This window comes from Roseococcus sp. GW821-FHT12F05 (genome assembly GCF_058806835.1).
Genome location: NZ_JBXAQB010000011.1, coordinates 194,508 through 212,207, shown reverse-complemented (window position 1 = coordinate 212,207; position 17,700 = coordinate 194,508). Strand labels below are relative to the sequence as shown.

The 17,700-nt window shown below is 70.2% G+C and carries 12 protein-coding genes; 6 read left to right on the top strand and 6 right to left on the bottom strand.

The genetic code is table 11. The annotated features are described in order from the left end of the window. Positions 1-73 precede the first annotated feature (73 nt). Genes AC1ROY_RS23900 through AC1ROY_RS23890 form a run of 3 tightly spaced genes read right to left on the bottom strand, consistent with a single transcriptional unit; the run spans position 74 to position 4,970 of the window. Positions 74-1,681, bottom strand: coding sequence for an ABC transporter substrate-binding protein (locus tag AC1ROY_RS23900; protein ID WP_493151407.1), 1,608 nt, complete (start codon positions 1,679-1,681; stop codon positions 74-76). 5 nt (positions 1,682-1,686) lie between these two features. Further along, positions 1,687-3,342 carry an amidase gene (locus tag AC1ROY_RS23895; RefSeq protein WP_493151406.1) on the bottom strand — a complete coding sequence of 552 codons (1,656 nt, stop codon included), beginning with the start codon at positions 3,340-3,342 and terminating at the stop codon, positions 1,687-1,689. 5 nt (positions 3,343-3,347) lie between these two features. Continuing rightward, positions 3,348-4,970 (bottom strand): amidase, encoded by a 1,623-nt coding sequence (locus AC1ROY_RS23890; RefSeq protein WP_493151405.1) that lies wholly within the window; start codon positions 4,968-4,970, stop codon positions 3,348-3,350. Positions 4,971-5,246: 276 nt separating this feature from the next. On the opposite strand from AC1ROY_RS23890, the gene AC1ROY_RS23885 reads away from it, so the two are divergent. From AC1ROY_RS23885 to AC1ROY_RS23865, 5 genes are read left to right on the top strand one after another with little or no spacing between them, the layout of a single operon-like run. After that, positions 5,247-6,605, top strand: a complete 1,359-nt coding sequence (locus AC1ROY_RS23885) for an LLM class flavin-dependent oxidoreductase (protein ID WP_493151404.1) — start codon at positions 5,247-5,249, stop codon at positions 6,603-6,605. Beyond that, positions 6,602-8,173, top strand: coding sequence for an ABC transporter substrate-binding protein (locus tag AC1ROY_RS23880; RefSeq protein ID WP_493151403.1), 1,572 nt, complete (start codon positions 6,602-6,604; stop codon positions 8,171-8,173). Before AC1ROY_RS23885 ends, AC1ROY_RS23880 begins: the two co-directional genes overlap by 4 nt. Continuing rightward, on the top strand, positions 8,170-9,516 hold the full coding sequence (locus AC1ROY_RS23875) for an LLM class flavin-dependent oxidoreductase (protein WP_493151402.1): 1,347 nt from the start codon (positions 8,170-8,172) through the stop codon (positions 9,514-9,516). The genes AC1ROY_RS23880 and AC1ROY_RS23875 overlap by 4 nt, the downstream gene beginning before the upstream one ends. Beyond that, positions 9,516-11,102, top strand: a complete 1,587-nt coding sequence (locus AC1ROY_RS23870) for an ABC transporter substrate-binding protein (RefSeq protein WP_493151401.1) — start codon at positions 9,516-9,518, stop codon at positions 11,100-11,102. Before AC1ROY_RS23875 ends, AC1ROY_RS23870 begins: the two co-directional genes overlap by 1 nt. Next, positions 11,099-12,454 carry an LLM class flavin-dependent oxidoreductase gene (locus tag AC1ROY_RS23865; protein WP_493151400.1) on the top strand — a complete coding sequence of 452 codons (1,356 nt, stop codon included), beginning with the start codon at positions 11,099-11,101 and terminating at the stop codon, positions 12,452-12,454. Before AC1ROY_RS23870 ends, AC1ROY_RS23865 begins: the two co-directional genes overlap by 4 nt. Positions 12,455-12,469: 15 nt before the next feature. Here AC1ROY_RS23865 and AC1ROY_RS23860 read toward each other — a convergent pair whose 3' ends face one another. The 3 genes from AC1ROY_RS23860 to AC1ROY_RS23850 are packed head-to-tail and all read right to left on the bottom strand — an operon-like array spanning position 12,470 to position 15,353. Further along, positions 12,470-13,243, bottom strand: coding sequence for an ABC transporter ATP-binding protein (locus AC1ROY_RS23860; protein ID WP_493151399.1), 774 nt, complete (start codon positions 13,241-13,243; stop codon positions 12,470-12,472). Beyond that, positions 13,240-14,283, bottom strand: coding sequence for a FecCD family ABC transporter permease (locus AC1ROY_RS23855; RefSeq protein WP_493151398.1), 1,044 nt, complete (start codon positions 14,281-14,283; stop codon positions 13,240-13,242). The genes AC1ROY_RS23860 and AC1ROY_RS23855 overlap by 4 nt, the downstream gene beginning before the upstream one ends. Continuing rightward, positions 14,280-15,353, bottom strand: a complete 1,074-nt coding sequence (locus AC1ROY_RS23850; protein WP_493151397.1) for an ABC transporter substrate-binding protein — start codon at positions 15,351-15,353, stop codon at positions 14,280-14,282. Before AC1ROY_RS23850 ends, AC1ROY_RS23855 begins: the two co-directional genes overlap by 4 nt. A gap of 156 nt (positions 15,354-15,509) precedes the next feature. Between AC1ROY_RS23850 and AC1ROY_RS23845 the strand changes: the two genes are divergently transcribed. After that, a complete protein-coding gene (locus AC1ROY_RS23845; protein ID WP_493151396.1) occupies positions 15,510-17,693 on the top strand; it encodes a TonB-dependent receptor in 2,184 nt (727 codons plus the stop codon). Positions 17,694-17,700: the final 7 nt, after the last annotated feature.

The window sequence follows — 17,700 nt, the reverse complement described above, 5'->3', positions numbered from 1 at the left end:
ACAATGCACCCATCACAGCCTCCTCGTCAGAGACTGTGAATCACAACACCATCCGAATTAATAGGTCCTGAGCCTAGCGCCGGATGCGGATCTGCGTCAGGTCCTGATACCAGCTTTTGGCCTGCGCGAAGCCCTGCACCTCCGGCCGCAGGGCGCGCGGATTCACGTCGTAGACGACGAAGATCCAGTAGGCGTTGTCCACCACGTATTCGTGGATGCGCGAGACGAGGCGGTCGCGCTCCGCCGCGTCGAAGGTGCCGGCCGCCTCCCGCATCATGGCCTCGAGCCGCGGGTCGCAGACGCCGGACCAGTTGACGCCCTGCGGCACCCCGTTCTCGCAGCTGAAGTGGCGGAAGAAGGCGTCGAAGGGCGTCGCGGTGCCGAAGCTGTTGTTCAGCGCGTGGACGTCGCGCGCGCTGGGGTCGAGGGGCCCACGGCTGCGCCGGCCGCGCATGGCGTTCCACTCGACGACCTCGAAGGTGAGCTCGACGCCGATCTCGCGCATGTTCTGCTGCACGTATTCGTTCATCGGCAGCGGCTGCATCTGGCCCGAGCCCGAGGGCGAGATGAGGAACTTGATCTTCAGCGGGTTGCGCGGCCCGTAGCCGGCCTCGGTCAGCAGCCGGCGCGCTTCGGCGGGGTCGTAGCGGATCTGGAACTGCGGATGGCCGAACCAGGGACTGTCGGGCAGGACCATGCCGCGCGCGGGCGCCGCCGTGCCGCCGAGGAGCTGCACCATCTCCTCGCGGTTGATCGCGAGGTTCAGCGCGCGGCGGACGCGGACATCCGTCATCGGCGTGTTCTCGCCGGCAATGCGCAGGATATAGGGCCAGACATGCGGATAGGGGTTGGTCTTGATGACCATGCCCGCCGCGCGCAGCCGGTCGAGCGCGTCGGGCGGCGGGGCCTCGATGAAGTTGACCTGGTTGGTCAGCAGCGCGGCCACGCGGGTGTTGGCGTCGGGGATCGGCAGCAGCAGCAGGCGGTCCACCTTGGGCCGGCGCGCCACGTCCCAGTAGTCGGCGTTGGGCAGCAGCACGGCGCGCTGTCGCGGCACGATCTCCTGCACCTTGAAGGGCCCCGTGCCGGAGGGCTGGCGGCCGAAGGCCTCCCAGTTGCCGAGCCTGCGCCATTGCGCAGGGCTCGAGATGTGCAGGAACACGACCTGGTCGAGCATCGAGGCATCGGGCGTGTCGCTGCCGATCGCCACCTTGAAGTCGTCGATCTTCCGCCAAGTCTTGATGCCGGGGATGCGAAAGGAGAGCGTCATGTTCTGCTGCGGATCGTAGTGCGGCGCCTCCTTCACCAGGAGCTTCTCCAGGTTCCAGATCACCGCATCCGCGTCGAAATCCGAGCCGTCGTGGAACTTCACGCCGCGGCGCAGCTCGAAGATCCACTCCTTGTTGTCCGCAGGATTCGGATAGTAGCGCTCGGCCAAAGCGGGGACGATGTCGGGGATCGTCTCCTCCTGGATGAGGTTCCAGTAGACGAGGCTGTCGTAGATGGTGAAGCCCATCCAGCGGATGCCCTCGCCGCCCTGGTCCGGCGCGCCGCGCGCGGTGGGGATGTCCGACGCCGTCATGCCGATGCGGAGCTCGCCGCCCGGGGCTTGCGCCAGGACCGGCGTGGCGAAAGCGCTCGCGGCGAGGCCGAGGGTGGAGCGGCGGGTCACATCGGTCATGGCGCTCAGGCTCCCGTGTAGCCGGTGAAGCGGAAGACGTTGGAGGGCAGCGCCTCGAAGGGACGCGGCGTGCGCAGCCTTCCCGTCATGGCCTCCACATAGGGAGCGGCGGCGGCGAGCAGCTCGAACTGGCGCTCATTCAGGGTCAGGCCGGCGCGTCGCGCGATCAGGGCGATCGCGTCGCGCTCGGCTGGCGAGATCTCGGCGGGCGTCGGGTCCGGCACAGGCGGCAAGACCTTGGAGAAGGAGGCGTTTTCGTCCAGCGCGGGCCGCCGCTGGCGCCAGGGTGTCGCGCGCTCATAGGCGTCGGCGATGCGCAGCACGGTCGCGTCCGCGAAGGGCCGGCCGACGAGCTGCATCGAGAGCGGCAGCCCCTCGGGCGTATAGCCCATGCATTGCGCCAGCGCCGGGCCGCCGAGCACATTGAAGGCCGTGGTCAGCGAGGACTTCTGCCAGAAGTGGATGGTCCGCCAGCTCTCCAGCACCGGCGCGGGGCCGGGGCCGGCGGTGACGAGCGCGTCGTAGCGGTCCCAGAGCGGCTTCGCCTCCGCCACCATGGCGCGACGCCCGCGCTGGGCATTCACGTAGTCCTCGCCGCGGATCAGGATCGCGGCGAGCGAGCGCCCCAGAAAATCCTCGCCGAAGAGGCCGGGGTTGGCGCGCAGGCCGGGCTCGTGCACCGCGTAGAGCTCGCTCTCCGCGCCGGTGATCTTCACGTCGGCATAGTCCTGCACCGGGCGGATGCGGACCTCCTCGAGCTCCGCGCCGAGCCCGCGCAGCACGCCGAAGGCCTCCTCCAGCGCCGCGCGCACGACATCCGGCACGGGCGCCTCGACCTCGAACTGGTGGCGCAGCACGCCGATGCGCATTCCCTTGATGTCGCCGGCGAGCGCGGCGCGGTAGTCGGGCACCGCACGCATCGCGCTAGCGGGATCGAGCGGGTCGTGGCCGGCGAGGGTCTGCAGCATCAGCGCGCAATCCTCGACGGTCCAGGTCATCGGCCCGGCATGGTCGTAGGAGAAGCTGTTGGTCCAGATGCCGCGCCGGCTGATGAGGCCGTAGGTCGGCTTCAGCCCAACCAGACCGCAGAGCGCGGCGGGATTGCGGATCGACCCGCCGGTGTCGGAGCCCATCGCGCCCATGGCGAGGCCGGCCGCGACCGCCGCGCCGGAGCCGGAGGAGGAGCCGCCGGTGATGCGGCTGCGGTCCCAGGGGTTGCGCGCCGGCGGCCAGGGCAGGTCGAAGCTTGGGCCGCCATGCGCGAACTCATGCGTGGCGAGCTTGCCCAGCAGCACGGCGCCGGCCGCGCTCAGCCGCGCGACGGTCTCGGCGTCCTCGGCGGGGACGAAATCCTGCTGGCTGCGCGAATGGCCCGTCGTGCGGATGCCGGCGGTGCAGTAGATGTCCTTCAGCGCATAGGGAATGCCGTGCAGCGGGCCTTTGTAATGGCCCGCCATGATCTCCGCCTCGGCCCGCCGCGCCTGCTCCAGCGCGCGCTCGGCGGTGACCAGGAGGTAGGAATCGAGCTGTGGGTCGATCGCCTCGATCCGCGCCAGGAAGGCGCGGGTCAGCTCCACCGGGGAAAGCTTGCGCGCGGCGATGAGGCGCGAGGCCTCCGACATCGGGAGGTAATGCAGCGCGGCCGGGTTGGTGTCGGGCATGGCGTTCACTCCCCGTCGAAGGCGAAGTTGGTGGCGAGCTCGGCGCCGAAGGTGAGGTCGCGCGGCAGATGGGCGGCCATGGCCTCCACATGGGGCGAGGCCTCGGCGATCTGCGCGAATTGTCTGGAATCCAGCGGCAGCGCAGCACGCGCGGCGAGGATCTCGTAGATCACCCGAGCCGCATCGCCCGGCGGTGGCGCGGCCTGGTCTGCTGGCGTGTCGTTCACGGCAGCGGCGGGCAGCGCCGGCCGGCGCGCGCGCCAGGCGGTCGCGGCCTCGTAGGCCTGGCCGATACGAAAGACCGTCGCCTCGTCGAAGGCGCGGCCGGCGATCTGTAGCGAGAGCGGCAGGCCCCTGACGGAGAAGCCGTTGCACAGCGAGAGCGTCGGCAGCTGCGAGACGTTGGTGGGGTTGGTCAGCGGCGGCGAGGCAAAGTTGGCCTCCGCCCGCATCGGCGCCATGACCGGCGCCTCGCCCCAGCTGCTCGGCGTGATGAGCGCGTCGACCTCGCGCAACGCGTCGTACATGCCCTGCGCCAGGATGCGCTGCTGCCGCAGCGCCTGCACGTAGTCCGTCCCCGTCACGAAGGCGCCGGGCATGATGCGGTAGCGGAAGACCTCGCCGTAGTCGGACGGCCTTCCGCGCAGCCGGTCGCCGTGGATGCTGAAGGATTCCGACAGCGTGATGATCCGCATGCAGGACTGGTACTCGGCGAGCGGCCGCAGCGTGACCTCGCGCACCTCTGCGCCCAGCGCGCGCAGCACTTCGGCGGTCGCCTCCATCGCGGCGATCACCTCGTCCGAGGCGCGGCCGTCCGTCTCGTACCAATGGCGTACGAGGCCGATGCGCAGGCCCTTCACGCCCTCGTGCAGCGAAGCGCGGAAATCGGGCACCGTCAGTTCGGCGCTGGCCGGGTCGAGCGGGTCGTGGCCGGCGACGGCCTGCAGCAGGATCGCGCAATCCTCCACCGTCCAGGCGAGCGGCCCGGCATTGTCCAGCGTGAAGGAGAGCGGCAGCACGCCGCGCTTGCTGACGCGGCCATAGGTCGGCTTGATCCCGGCCGTGCCACAGAAGGCCGCCGGCAGCCGGATGGAGCCGCCGGTGTCCGAGCCCATCGCGCCCGGCACCAGCCCCGCCGCGACCGCCGCGCCCGAGCCGGAGGAGGAGCCACCGGGGAAGCGCGTGAGGTCCCAGGGATTGCGCGCGGGCGGCCAAGGGAGGTCCCAGGAGGGGCCGCCGGTTGCGAACTCATGCGTTGCCGTCTTTCCGAGCAGAATGCCGCCCGCTTCGCGCAGCTTCGCGACGGTCGGCGCGTCCTCGGCCGGGATGCGGTCCCGGCAGCGCGCGGAATGGCCGGTCGTGGCGATGCCGGCAGTGTCGTAGATGTCCTTCAGCGCATAGGGCACGCCGTGCAGGGGGCCGCGATGGCGCCCGGCCATCACCTCCGCCTCCGCCTGCCGCGCTTCCGACAAGGCAAGCTCGGCCGTCACGGCGATGAAGCTGTTCAGCGCGGGGTCCACCGCGCCGATGCGGTCCAGCAGGGCCTGCGTGAGCTCCAGGGGCGAAAGCTGGCGCGCGGCGATCCGCCGCCCGGCCTCGGCGATGGTGAGCCAGTGGAGCTCGCTCATGCGCGGCTCTCGTGGCGGGACAGGTTATCGATCGACAGGCCGCGCATTCTTCCTCCTCGGGTCCCTGACCCTTCGGCGTGCGCTGGCTCTCTCCCGTCCAGAAATTCCTTATGCGGAGCGTGCGGCGACGGGGCCGCCGCGTCAACCGCGAAGCCTCCGTATCGCGGAGCAATCCAACCGGTTTCTGCAATCACAGGTGGCATGAGACTTGCTTCGTTTCGCAGAGAAATCGGTCCGCGAAGTCGGGCCGAAGGACACCCGCGAGGCTTGTAGAACATGGCCAGCAAGAGACAGATCCGGCTCGGCGTCTCCATGATCGGGCTCGGCTACCACCTGGCCGCCTGGCGCCATCCGGACGCACCCGCCGGCGGCAATATGGAGCTGCCGCATTTCATCCGCGTGACACAGGCCGCCGAGCGCGGGCTTTTCGACATGGCCTTCCTCGCCGACGGCGTGGGCATCCGCTTCCATGACGAGCCGGCAGGCGCGCTCGCCCGCACCTCGAAAAACGTGCAGTTCGAGCCGCTGACGCTGCTCTCGGCGCTGGCGATGGTCACGAAAAACGTCGGCCTCGTGGCGACGGCCTCGACCACCTACAACGAGCCCTATCACGTCGCCCGGAAATTCGCCTCGCTCGACCACATCAGCGGCGGTCGCGCGGGCTGGAACGTGGTCACCAGCGTCACCGACATGGAGGCGCAGAACTTCAACCGCGACAAGGCGCCCGGCTACGACGTCCGCTACGACCGCGCCGCCGAGTTCGTCGATGTCGTGCGCGGGCTGTGGGAAAGCTGGGAGGACGACGCCTTCGTCCGGGACAAGGAGAGCGGCCTCAACTACGACCCGGGCAAGCTCCACGTCCTGAACCACCAGGGCAAGCACTTCCAGGTGCGCGGTCCCCTCAACGTCGCGCGCACGCCGCAGGGGACGCCCGTGATCGTGCAGGCCGGCGCCAGCGACCAGGGCCGCGAGCTCGCCGCCGCCACGGCCGATGTGGTCTATGCCGCCGCGCAAACGCTCGCGGACGCGCAGGCCTATTACGCCGACGTGAAGGGCCGCATGGCGAAGTACGGGCGCGAGCGGGACCATCTGAAGATCATGCCCGGGCTGATGGCCATCCCCGGCCGCACGCGGCAGGAAGCGCACGACCGCTACGAGGTGCTGCAGGAGCTGGTGCAGCCGCTGGTAGGGCTCGGCGCCCTCGCCAACTATCTCGGCGACCTCTCCGCCTATCCGCTCGACGGACCGGTGCCGGCGCCGGTCAACCGTCGCATGCACAGCCGCGCGCAGATTTTTCTCGATATTGCCGCGCGCGGGAACCTGACCATCCGTCAGCTCTACCTCTCCGTCGCCGGCGGCAACGGCCACCGCACCGTCATCGGTACGCCGGCCGACATCGTGGATGCGATGGAGGAATGGTTTACCCAGGAGGCCGCCGACGGCTTCAACATCCTCCCACCCTGGCTGCCGGGCGGGCTCGAGGACGTCGTCGACCTGGTGGTGCCCGAGATGCAGCGCCGCAGCCTGTTCCGCACAGCTTATGAAGGACCGACTTTGAGAGAGATTCTGGGCGTCCCCTACCCCACCCATCGGCGCGCGGCGATAGCGGCGGCGTTGGGCAGCGCTGCGCAATGAGGGGCTTTCTGTTCGCCGCGGCGCTGTCGCTGGCCGCGCTGCCGACCTCCGCGCAGACGCTGCGCATCGCCTTCAAGGCCGCTGTCGATGCGGCCGATCCGCACCTCACCTTCACGCCCAACCGCAATGTCGGCATCCATGTCTGGGAGACGCTGCTGACGCAGGACGAGCACCTGCGCCCGCATCCCGGCCTCGCCGAAAGCTGGCGCTCGATCGACCCGCTGACCTGGGAGTTCAAGCTGCGCGAGGGCGTCACCTTCAGCGACGGCTCGCCGCTGACCTCGGAGGATGCGGCCTTCTCCATCCGCCGTGCCCAGGCCGCCGTGGGCCCACGCACCTATGCCAGCGCCGTGCGCAACATCGTGGCCGTCGAGACACCGGACCCGCGCACGCTCATCGTGCGCACCAACACGCCCACGCCGCTGCAGCCCGACTTCCTCGTGGCCATCGCCATCGTCAGTGCCAGGGCCGCCGTCGATGCCAGCGACGCCGACTTCAACGGCGGCCGCGCCTCCATCGGCTCCGGCCCCTACCGCTGGATTCGCTGGACGCCCTCGCAGGACGTGGTGCTGGACCGCAATCCCGCCTGGCGCGGCCCGGCCGAGCCCTGGGAGCGCGTGATCTTCCGCTTCATCCCGAACGACAGCACGCGCGTCGCGGCGCTACTGGCCGGCGACGTGGACGTGATCGACACCATCCCCGCCGGCCTCTACGCGCGGGTGCGCGACAACCCGCAGACGCGGCTGGTCACCGGTGATTCCATCTTCACCCACTACTTCTTCCTCGACAGCATGAGCTCGCGCATCGCCAATGCGACGGGCGCCGATGGCCAGCCGCTGCCCCAAAACCCGCTGCGCGACCACCGCGTGCGCGAGGCCATGACGCATGCGATCAACCGCGTTGCGCTGGCCGAGCGCACGATGGAAGGCGGCGCCACCGCCACCGGGCAGATCGCGCCCGATGGGCTCATCGGCCATGTGCCGGACCTTCCGATCCCGCGCTACGACCCGGCGCTCGCGCGGCGGCTCATGGCGGAGGCGGGCTATGCCCAGGGCTTCAACCTGAACCTCCACTGCACGCTCGATCGCTTCGCCGGCGACGCCCGCACCTGCCAGGCGATCGGCCAGATGCTGACCGCCATCGGCATCCGCGCCTCGATCGAGGCGATGCCCATGCCGGTCTACCTGCGCCGCAGCGCCAATCTCGGGCCGGACGGCGTACCGGAGCTGAGCGCGATGCTCTCCATCTTCGGCTCCTCCTCCGGCCTCGCGAGCGAGGGGCTGACCTCGCTCGTCCGCACCGTGAACGGCCAGCGCGCGCATGGCGGCTGGAACCGCACGCGCTACTCCAGCCCGGAGCTCGACGGGCTGCTGGAGCGCACGGACAGCCTCTTCGATCCCGCCGCGCGCGAGGCGGCGATGCAGCAGGCCGTGCGCTACGCCGTCGACCAGGAGGCACTGCTGCCGATCTTCCACATGAAGGCGTCCTGGGGCCTGCGCCGGCCGCTGACGCTCACACCGCGCGCCGACCAGTACACCATGGCCACCGAGGTTCGTCCCGCCCCATGACCAACTCCATGCTGAAGCTGGGCGCCTTCTTCTTCACCCCCGGCAGCCACTCCGCGGGATGGCGCCACCCGGACGCCCTGCCCGAGACCGACATGTCCTTCGCGCACTATGTCGCCGCCGCGCAGACGGCCGAGCGTGCGAAGCTGGACTGCGTCTTCTTCCAGGACACCGCGGCCGTGAACGGCAGCGCCAACCTCGACGGCGCCGGCCCCTGGCGGCCTGCCGCGGGACGGCAGGTCTTCCCCGAGCCCGCGACGCTCATTGCCGCGCTCGCTCCGGTGACAACGCATCTCGGGCTGATCGCGACGGCGACGACCACCTATGGCGATCCCTACACCATCGCGCGCCGCTTCGGCTCGGTGGACCATATCAGCGGCGGGCGCGCCGGCTGGAACCTCGTCACCTCCCAGATCGAGGACGAGGCGGTGAACTTCGGCCACGATCGCCATCCCGACCACACGGACCGCTACGAGCGCGCCGAGGAATTTTTCGATGTTGTCGCCGGCCTTTGGGACAGCTTCGAGGACGGCGCCTTCCCGCGCGACAAGGCGAGCGGAAAGTTCCTCGATCCCGAGAAAGCGCACATCCTCGGCCACGAGGGAAAGCATTTCCGCGTGCGCGGCCCGCTGAACCTGCCGCGCTGCCCGCAGGGCCGGCCGATCATCGCGCAGGCCGGCTCGTCGGAGGTCGGCAAGCGGCTCGCCTCACGCGTGGCCGACATGATCTTCACCGCGCAGAGCGTGCTGGAAGAGGGCCAGGCCTTCTACGCCGACGTGAAACGCCGCGCCGCCGCGCATGGCCGTAACCCTGATGACGTGAAGATCATGCCCGGCTTCATGGCCATCACCGGCGCCACGGATGAGGAGGCGCAGCGGACCTATGACCAGCTCGCCGCGCTGATCGACGACGCGACGGCGATGAAACTGCTGGCCCGGCTCTGCGGCGACCTCGACATCTACAGCTATCCGCCGGACGGCCCGCTGCCGGACCTGCCCCCGAGCAACGCCGCCAAGGCGCGGCAGGAGCATCTGATGGCCAAGGCGCGACGGGAGAACCTCAGCATCCGGCAGGTGGCCCGCTACATGGGCACCTCGCTGGGTCATCAGATGATCGTGGGCGGGCCGCAGCGCATCGCCGACGTCATGCAGGAGTGGTTCGAGGGCAAGGCCTGCGACGGCTTCACCCTCATGTTCCCCTTCTACACGAAGCCGCTCGAGGACTTTTGTCGGTACGTGGTGCCGGAGCTGCAGCGTCGCGGAATCTTCCGCACCGAGTACGAAGGCAGGACCTTGCGCGAGAACCTGGGCATCTCGATGCCGCGCAACCGCTACGAGGCCGCGTGATGCGCCGGCTCCTCGCGCTTCTGCTGCTGCTCTCATGCACCGCCGAAGCGCAGGAGCTTCGCATCGGCATGAAAGCGGCGGTGGACGGCTCCGACCCGCATCAGAGCTACAGCCCGAACCGCAACGTCCAGCTCCATGTCTACGAGCCGCTCTACTTCCAGGACGCTAACCTTCATCCGATCCCCGGCCTCGCAGAGACAGGCCAGCCTATCGCGCCAACCGTCTGGGAGTTCCGGCTGCGACCCGGCGTCACCTTTCATGACGGATCGCCGCTCACCCCGGCGGATGTGATCTTCTCCATCCAGCGAGCGAAGGACGCCCAGGGTCTGCGCACCTACGCCTCCCTGCTGCGCAGCATCACCGCCATGGAGGCGGTGGACGACCGCACGCTGCGCATCACCACCGCCGCGCCCACCCCCATGCTGCCCGCCTATCTCACCTCCGTCGGCATCGTCTCGGCCGCCGCCACGGGCAGCAACGCCGCCGAGACGGAGTTCAACGGCGGCCGCGCTGCCATCGGCACCGGTCCCTACCGCTGGGTCCGCTTCAGCCAGAACGAGTCGGTCGTGATCGAGCGCGCCCCGCATTACTGGGGGGCAGCCGAGCCCTGGCAGCGCGTGACCTATCGCTTCATCCCGAACGACAGCGCGCGCGTCGCGGCGCTGCTGGCGGGCGACGTGGACGTGATCGACGCCGTGCCGCCCTCCCTCTACGCCCGCGTGCGGAGCGACCCGCGCAGCCAGCTCGTCACCGCGACCTCCGGCTTCAACTTCTACATGTCGCTCGACAGCAGCCGCACGGTGACGCCCTTCGTCACCGGCGAGGACGGCAGGCCGCTCGACCGCAACCCGCTGCGCGACGTGCGCGTGCGCCAGGCCCTCTCCCACGCGATCAACCGCGAGGGGCTCGCCGCGCGCGCCATGGAGGGCGGCGCCCTGCCCGCGGGGCAGATCGCGCCCCCCGGCTTCATCGGCAACGACCCCGACCTGCCGCTCCCCACCTACGATCCCGCGCTGGCGCGCCGCCTGCTGGCCGAGGCCGGCTATCCCCGCGGCTTCGGCCTCACCATCCAGTGCACGGCCGACCGCTTCGCCGGCGACATCCGCTCCTGCCAGGCAATCGGCCAGATGTTCACCGCCATCGGCATCCGCACCACGGTCGAGGGCCTGCCCACCGCCATCTTCTTCCGCCGCGCCCGGGGCTCGCCGGGCGCGGGCTCCGAGTTCTCGGCCGCGATCGCCATGTTCTTCTCCACCACCGGCGTCGCGACGGAGGGCATGAACACGCTCCTGCGCACCGAGAATGCGGCGCTGGGCCACGGCCCGCAGAATCGCGGCGGCTATTCGGACCCCGTGCTGGACGGCCTGCTCGCCGAGGCCGAGCGCGAGATGGACGACACGGCGCGCGAGGCGCTGACGCGCCGGGCCGTGCGCCGCGTCATGGAGCAGGCGGCCCTGGTGCCGGTCTTCTTCGTCCAGTCCGGCTGGGGCACGCGGCGCGGCCTGACCCTGATCCCGCGCGGCGACCAGTACACCATGGCGACCGGCATCCGGCCGGTGCAGCAGAACACGGCAGACCGCAGATGAGTGGCCAGAAGAAACAACTGAAGCTCGGCGCCTTCCTCAGCGTGCCCGGCAACCACCTCGCGGGATGGCGGCATCCGGACGCGGTGCCGGAAACCGACATGGACTTCGCCTGGTACATGCGCCTCACCCAGATGGCCGAGCGCGCGCTCTACGACACCATCTTCTTCCAGGATACGGTGGCGGTGGCGGGCAGCGACGCCATGCTGGCGGGCGACACGACGCGCACGCGGCTCAGCCGCATCGTGAAGCTGGAGCCGCTGGCCTGCCTCGCGGCGCTGGCGGTCGGCACCTCGCATATCGGGCTGATCGCCACCGCGACCACGACCTATAACGAGCCCTACAACATCGCCCGGCGCTTCGCGACAATCGACCATATCAGCGGCGGGCGCTGCGGCTGGAACCTCGTGACGTCGCAGACCGAGGACGAGGCCGGCAATTTCGGCCTCGACCAGCATGTGGACCACGCGCTGCGCTACGAGCGCGCCATCGAGTTCTACGAGGTCTGCGCGGGGCTGTGGGATTCCTGGGAGGAGGACGCCTTCCTGCGCGACAAGGCGAGCGGCGTCTGGTTCGACCAGGAGAAGATGCATTTCCTCCACCACCAGGGAAAGCATTTCCGGGTGCGCGGGCCGCTCAACGTCTCGCGCACGCCGCAGGGCCGGCCGGTGGTGGCGCAGGCGGGCTCCTCGGAGCCGGGACGGGAGCTGGCGGCGCGCACGGCCGATCTCGTCTTCACCGCGCAGACCGAGCTCGAGCCCGCGCGCGAGTTCTTCGCCGACGTGAAGGGGCGCATGGCGAAATACGGCCGCACGCCCGACGAGCTGAAGATCATGCCGGGCATCACGCCCGTCGTCGGCCGCACCATGGCGGAAGCCCAGGCGAAGTACGACGATCTGCAATCCCTGCTGCCCGACGACGTGGCGCTGGCCGCGCTGGCGCGCTTCACGCGCGGAATCGACATCTTCTCCTACCCGCTCGACGGGCCGATGCCCGATCTGCCCGAGGCCAATTCCGCCAAGGCCCGCCAGAAGCTCATCATGGACATGGCGCGGAAGCACGACATGACGCTGCGGCAGGTGGCGCGCTCCGTCTCCGCCGCGCAGGGGCACCGCGTGCTCGTCGGCACGCCCGAATACATCGCCGACGAGCTGCAGGAATGGCTGGAGAAGGACGCAGCCGACGGGTTCAACGTGATCTGCAACCACTATCCGAGGCCCTTCGAGGACTTCACCGACCTCGTCATCCCCGAGTTGCAACGCCGCGGCATCTTCCGCACCGCCTATGAGGGGAGGACGCTGCGCGAGAATCTGGGCCTGCGCGTGCCGGAGAACCGCTACACCGCGGCCCGGTGAGGCCGGGCGTTTTCTCTAGGAGACGTCCGCCCTTCCGCCAGAGCTCAACCCGTGCAGCGGAACAACCGTTTCGCCGTGCTGGCCGTCATGCCACCAGGCGACCCGCCGCACGGGCACGGCATAGAGCCGCTCCAGATTCGCTTCGTTCAGGACGTCCGAACTCCTTCCGCAGACATGCGCCCCGGCCTCCAGCATGAGCAGCGCCTGATCGGCGACGGCGAGGGCATGGTCGGGCTGGTGCGTGGTGAAGAGGATCGCGAGACCGCGCTCCCGGGACAGCCGCAGCAGCAGCCGCAGGATGATGCCCTGGTTGGCGAGATCGAGCGCCGAGGCGGGCTCGTCGAGCACCATCGCCGTGCAGTCCGAGGCCAGCGCGCGCGCCAGCAGCACGAGCTGCCGCTGCCCGCCGCTCAGCCGGTCGTAGCGCTGGTCCGCGACCGCCGAGAGGCCGACCTCCTCCAGGCAGGCCTCGGCCCGCGCGAGATCCGCCGGGCGGGGCGTGTCGAAGCGGCCGATGAAGCGGCTGCGGCCCATCAGCACCATATCGAGGGCCGTGTAGCCGACGTCGCTGGCCAGCGCCTGCGGCACGTAGCCCACCGGCCCACCCGTGGAGAGCCGGCCCTCGCGCAGCGTCAGCGTTCCGCAGAGGCCGCGCAGCAGCGTCGTCTTGCCGCGCCCGTTGGGCCCGAGCACCGCGAGCACCCCGCCCGCCGGCACGGAGAAGCCGAGATGCCGGAACAGCCATCGGCCGGGACGGTACCAGTGGCCGGCCTCCTCGACCTCGATCATGCGCGTGCCCTCGACCGGGCGGCGTGGCGCAGCAGGTAGGCGAAGACGGGCGTGCCGACGATGGCCGTCACGATCCCCACCGGTATCTCGGCCGCCGTCAGGCTCCGGGCGACCGTGTCGGCCAGCATCAGGAAGCTCGCGCCCAGCAGCGCGGAGGCCGGCAGCAGGCGGCGATGGTCCGCCCCCATGGCCAGCCGGCACAGGTTCGGGATCACCAGCCCGACCCAGCCGACGGTGCCGCTGACCGCCACCTGCGCCGCCACGATCAGGCAGACCGCGGCGAAGAGGATCAGCCGGTCGCGCCCGGGACGCACGCCCAGTGTGCGCGCCTCCTCGTCGCCGAGGGAGAGCAGGTTGACGCGCCAGCGCATGGCGAGAAGGACGGCCCCCGCCGGCAGGGTGCACAGCGCCAGCAGCCCCAGCTTCGGCCAGGTGGCGGCGGAAAAGCTGCCCATCAGCCAGAAAACCAACCCGGGCAGCCGGGTCTCCGGATCGGCGATATAGGTCGCGAAGCCGACCAGCGCGCCGCAGAAGGCGCTGACCACGACGCCCGCCAGCACCAGGGTCAGGATGGCGGAGAGGCCCTTGCCGTCGTGGATCGCCAGCACCGCGAGCAGGGCCGCGATGGCGCCCAGGAAGGCGCCGATTGCCACCGGCCAGCCGAAGCCCAGCAGCAGGATCGCGGTGACGCCGCCCAGCGCGGCGCCGGAAGAGACGCCGATGGTCTGCGGCCCCACCAGCGGGTTGCGGAAGATGCCCTGCAGCACCGCGCCGCAGAGCGCGAGACCCGCGCCTGCGAGCCCCGCCATCAGCAGGCGCGGCAGGCGGACGGTGCGCACCACCAGCTCCTCGGTCGGCGTCCAACTGGGCGCGAGGTCGAGCAGCGGCGCCACCAGGATCGCCGCCACATGGCGGATCGGGACCTCGTAGCGCCCGGCGGCCAGCGACGCGAGCAGGGTGAGGGTGAGCAGCGCCGCAAGGCCCACCCACAGCAGCGCGGGCCGCAGCAGCGTCGTCCGCGGCATGGCGGCGGCACTCATCGGCGGAGCAATCGTCCGTAGCCCGCGGAATCCTTGTTCTGCGCGGCGAAGAGGATGCCGTCGATCTCGTCGTCGGTCAGCTCATAGCGGTAGAGGAAACGGTACCAGTCGCGCATGTCCGCGCGCAGGTCGAACGCACCGCGGCCGGGATGCAGGAGCTGCGCGATCCAGGTCCAGGTCAGCGCGGATTCCTGGCTCGGCGGATCCCAGCGGTAGCCGCCCAGCGGCATGCGGTAGACGCGCCGGCTGCGCACGGCCTCGAGGCTGGCCCAGCGCGGATCGCCATAAATGTCGGCCGGCATGGCGGTGTCGAAGTTGCCGAGCAGGATGACCTCGGGATTCCAGGTCAGCACCTGCTCCAGCGTGACGGTGCCGCCACTGCCGGTGCCCGTGGCCACGCCGCGCCCGCCGGCGAGCCGGATGTAGCCATTATTGTAGGAGCCGGCGCCGCTGACCCGCATCGCGTCGGTGTAGCGGCCGAAATAGGCAATGCGCGGGCGCGCGGCCTCGGGCAGGCCCTCCATGGCCTGCGCGATCTCGGCCCGGCGGATGGCCTGGCGCCGCATCATCTCCGCCGCGCGCTCCTCCTGCCCGGCGAGGCGGCCCATGATGCCCGAATAGGTCTCCAGATCCTCCTGGCTGCAGCAGCGCACGCCGATGGCGCGCAGGCCCACGCGGTCCAGCACCTCCAGCAGCTCGGGCCCCTGCGAGGCCCATTGGAAGACCGCATCCGGGCGCAGGGCGAGGATCGATTCGACATTGGGCGTGAAGCCCGCGCCGCGCGTGATGTCCGTCGCGATCGAGCGCGCGCCCGGGAAGATGCGGGACAGGACGCCGTCGCGCAGCGCCGTGGCGGAGGCAGGGTTCATGCCGACAACATGCCGCTCCGTCCCGTCGATCGCCATGTAGGTCGAGGGGTGCGGCATGGGCAGGAAGACGACGCGCCCCGCCGGCCCCTCGAGGCGATGGGTCCGGCCGCGCTGGTCCGTCACCTCCAGGGCCGAAGCCGCCCCTGAAAGCCCCGCCAGGCAGGCGAGCCCGAGGGCGAGGCGCCGGGCTCCCCGACGCATCGTGGCCTGTTCCATCCGTCGTCTCCAGAAGCGATGGGCTCTCTTAATTGCGAATGACTCGCATTGTCAATTTAACTTACGAGGCGTAAGTTTCGCACCGCAGCATGGTCGGGATCCGGTCATGCCAACTCATTTTCCGAGAAAGATCTCAGATAGATGCGAAGCCGACCTTCCATCCTCGGTCTCCTGGCCGCGCTGTCCTCCGGGCATGCCCTGGCGCAAACAGCCCCGCCCGCGGAGGCCCCGGCACCGACTCCGGCGATCCAGCTCGACGAGATCAACGTCCGCGGGACGGGCGGTCCCCGCGGCGAGCTCCAGCCCCTCGGGGCCGTGCCGCCGGCGGCGCAGCTTCCCCATGCGCGCACCCAGTCCGTCTCCGTGGTGGACCGCGCGGAGATCGAGCGCAGCAACCCCGCCGGCACGCTGGAGCTGCTTCGGGATGTCCCGGGGGTCAGCATCAACCGCGCCGGCGGCATCAACGGCACGGTCTTCCTGCGCGGCCTCAACACCAACGACTTCCGCGTGCCGATGTACATCGACGGCGACCGGGCGCGCGGCCGCAACACGCTGCAGCTGATGCTGCTCTCGCCCTTCGAGATCGAGCGGATCGAGGTGATCCGAGGGCCGGCCTCCTCCATGTACGGCAGCGACGCGCTGGGCGGGCTGCTGAACTTCGTGACACGCCGCCCCTCGGGCGATCCCTTCGCGCCGAGCTTCCGCTTCACCGGCGGCGACAGCTTCCTGATGTACGGCACCAACGGCAACCAGGTGCAGGGCGGACTCGGCATCGAGGGCGCCGGCGCGGGCTTCGACGCGCGCATCAGCGTCAACGGCCGCCAGGCGGACGACTACCGCTCCGGCCAGGGCCGGGTCGGCAACAGCGACTACAAGACCGGCGGCGCGTCGATCGTGCTGGGCTACTCGCCCACGACGAACCAGCGCGCCGAATTCTCGCTGCGCGCCACGAGCGTGACCGACGGCCGGGCGGGAACGCAGCCGGCCTATCCGCTCTCCATCCAGCGCGAGGCCACGCTGCAGCTCTATTCCGGGCGGCTCGCCTATTCGGGCATCTTCGACACCGGCTGGTTCCGCACCGTCGATGCGAGCCTCTACCGCAACGAGTTCTTCACCAAGCTGACCAACCGCAACACGGCGACGGCCCGGCAGATCACCGATTCGAACAGCTACGTCATCGGCCCCACCGTCTGGGGCGGCCGCGTCGCGGGCATGATCCCGTGGCAGTCCACGCGCACCACCGTGGGCATGGACTTCATCACTGAGAACCGGCCGGGCTCGGAGGCCTCCTCGCTGGTGACGCGCATGAACGCCGCGGGCCAGGTGGTCAGCATGACGCCCTCCGCGCGGCGCAAGAGCGGGCCGGACGCGCAGCAGTTCAATCTCGGCGCCTTCGTGAACACGGAATGGGACGCGACGCGGCAGCTGACGGTCCTCGCCGCGGGCCGCTTCGACTTCGTCGTCTCCGACCCCGCGCAGTCGCCGCTCGCCTCGCCCAACCTGCTGCCGGCCTTCCGCGCGGCGCAGAGCACGACCGCCTCGGCCACGACCGGCAGCGTCGGCCTCTCCTACCGACCGACGCAGGTCATCGAGCTCGTCGGCAATGTCGGCACCTCCTTCCGCTATCCCGTGACGGCGGAGCTCTTCTCGCAGGGGCTGTCCGGCTCGACCTACACGATCCCCAACCCGGACCTGAAGCCGGAGCGCGGCGTGAACGTCGAGGGCGGCGTTCGCCTGCACTTCCCGCGCGCCACCATCCGCACCACGGTCTTCCGCAGCCAGTTCGAGAACTTCCTGCTGAACGTGCCGACCACCTACATGGGCTTCGCCGCCACCCAGCGGCAGAATGTCGGCGACGTGGAGATGACGGGCGTCGAGGCCGACTGGCGCTGGCAGCTCAACGACGCGCTGAACTTCTTCGGCAACGTCACGGCGCTCCGGGCCACCAACACCACCACCCACACCGCCGTCCCCTACATCGCGCCCTTCGGCGGCCGGGCGGGGCTGCAATACGTGCTCGCGGACCGCGGCGTGGCGCTTACGGGCTCGGTGGACTGGGCGGCCGGCAAGTCGCGGGTCGATGCGACGCAGGAGTTCAAGACCGCCGCCTATGGCGTGCTGAACCTCTCGGCCGAGATGCGGCTCGACCGGCTGGTCTCGCCGGTGGTAGGCAACACGACGCTGACGGTGACGGCGAGCAACCTGCTCGACGCCTCCTACCGCAGCGCCGCGACGGCGGCGAACGTCGCCTTCCGCGAGAGCACGACCAACCCGCTGCTGGAGCCGGGACGCAGCTTCACCTTCGCGCTGCGTAACCGCTTCTGAGGCGGGG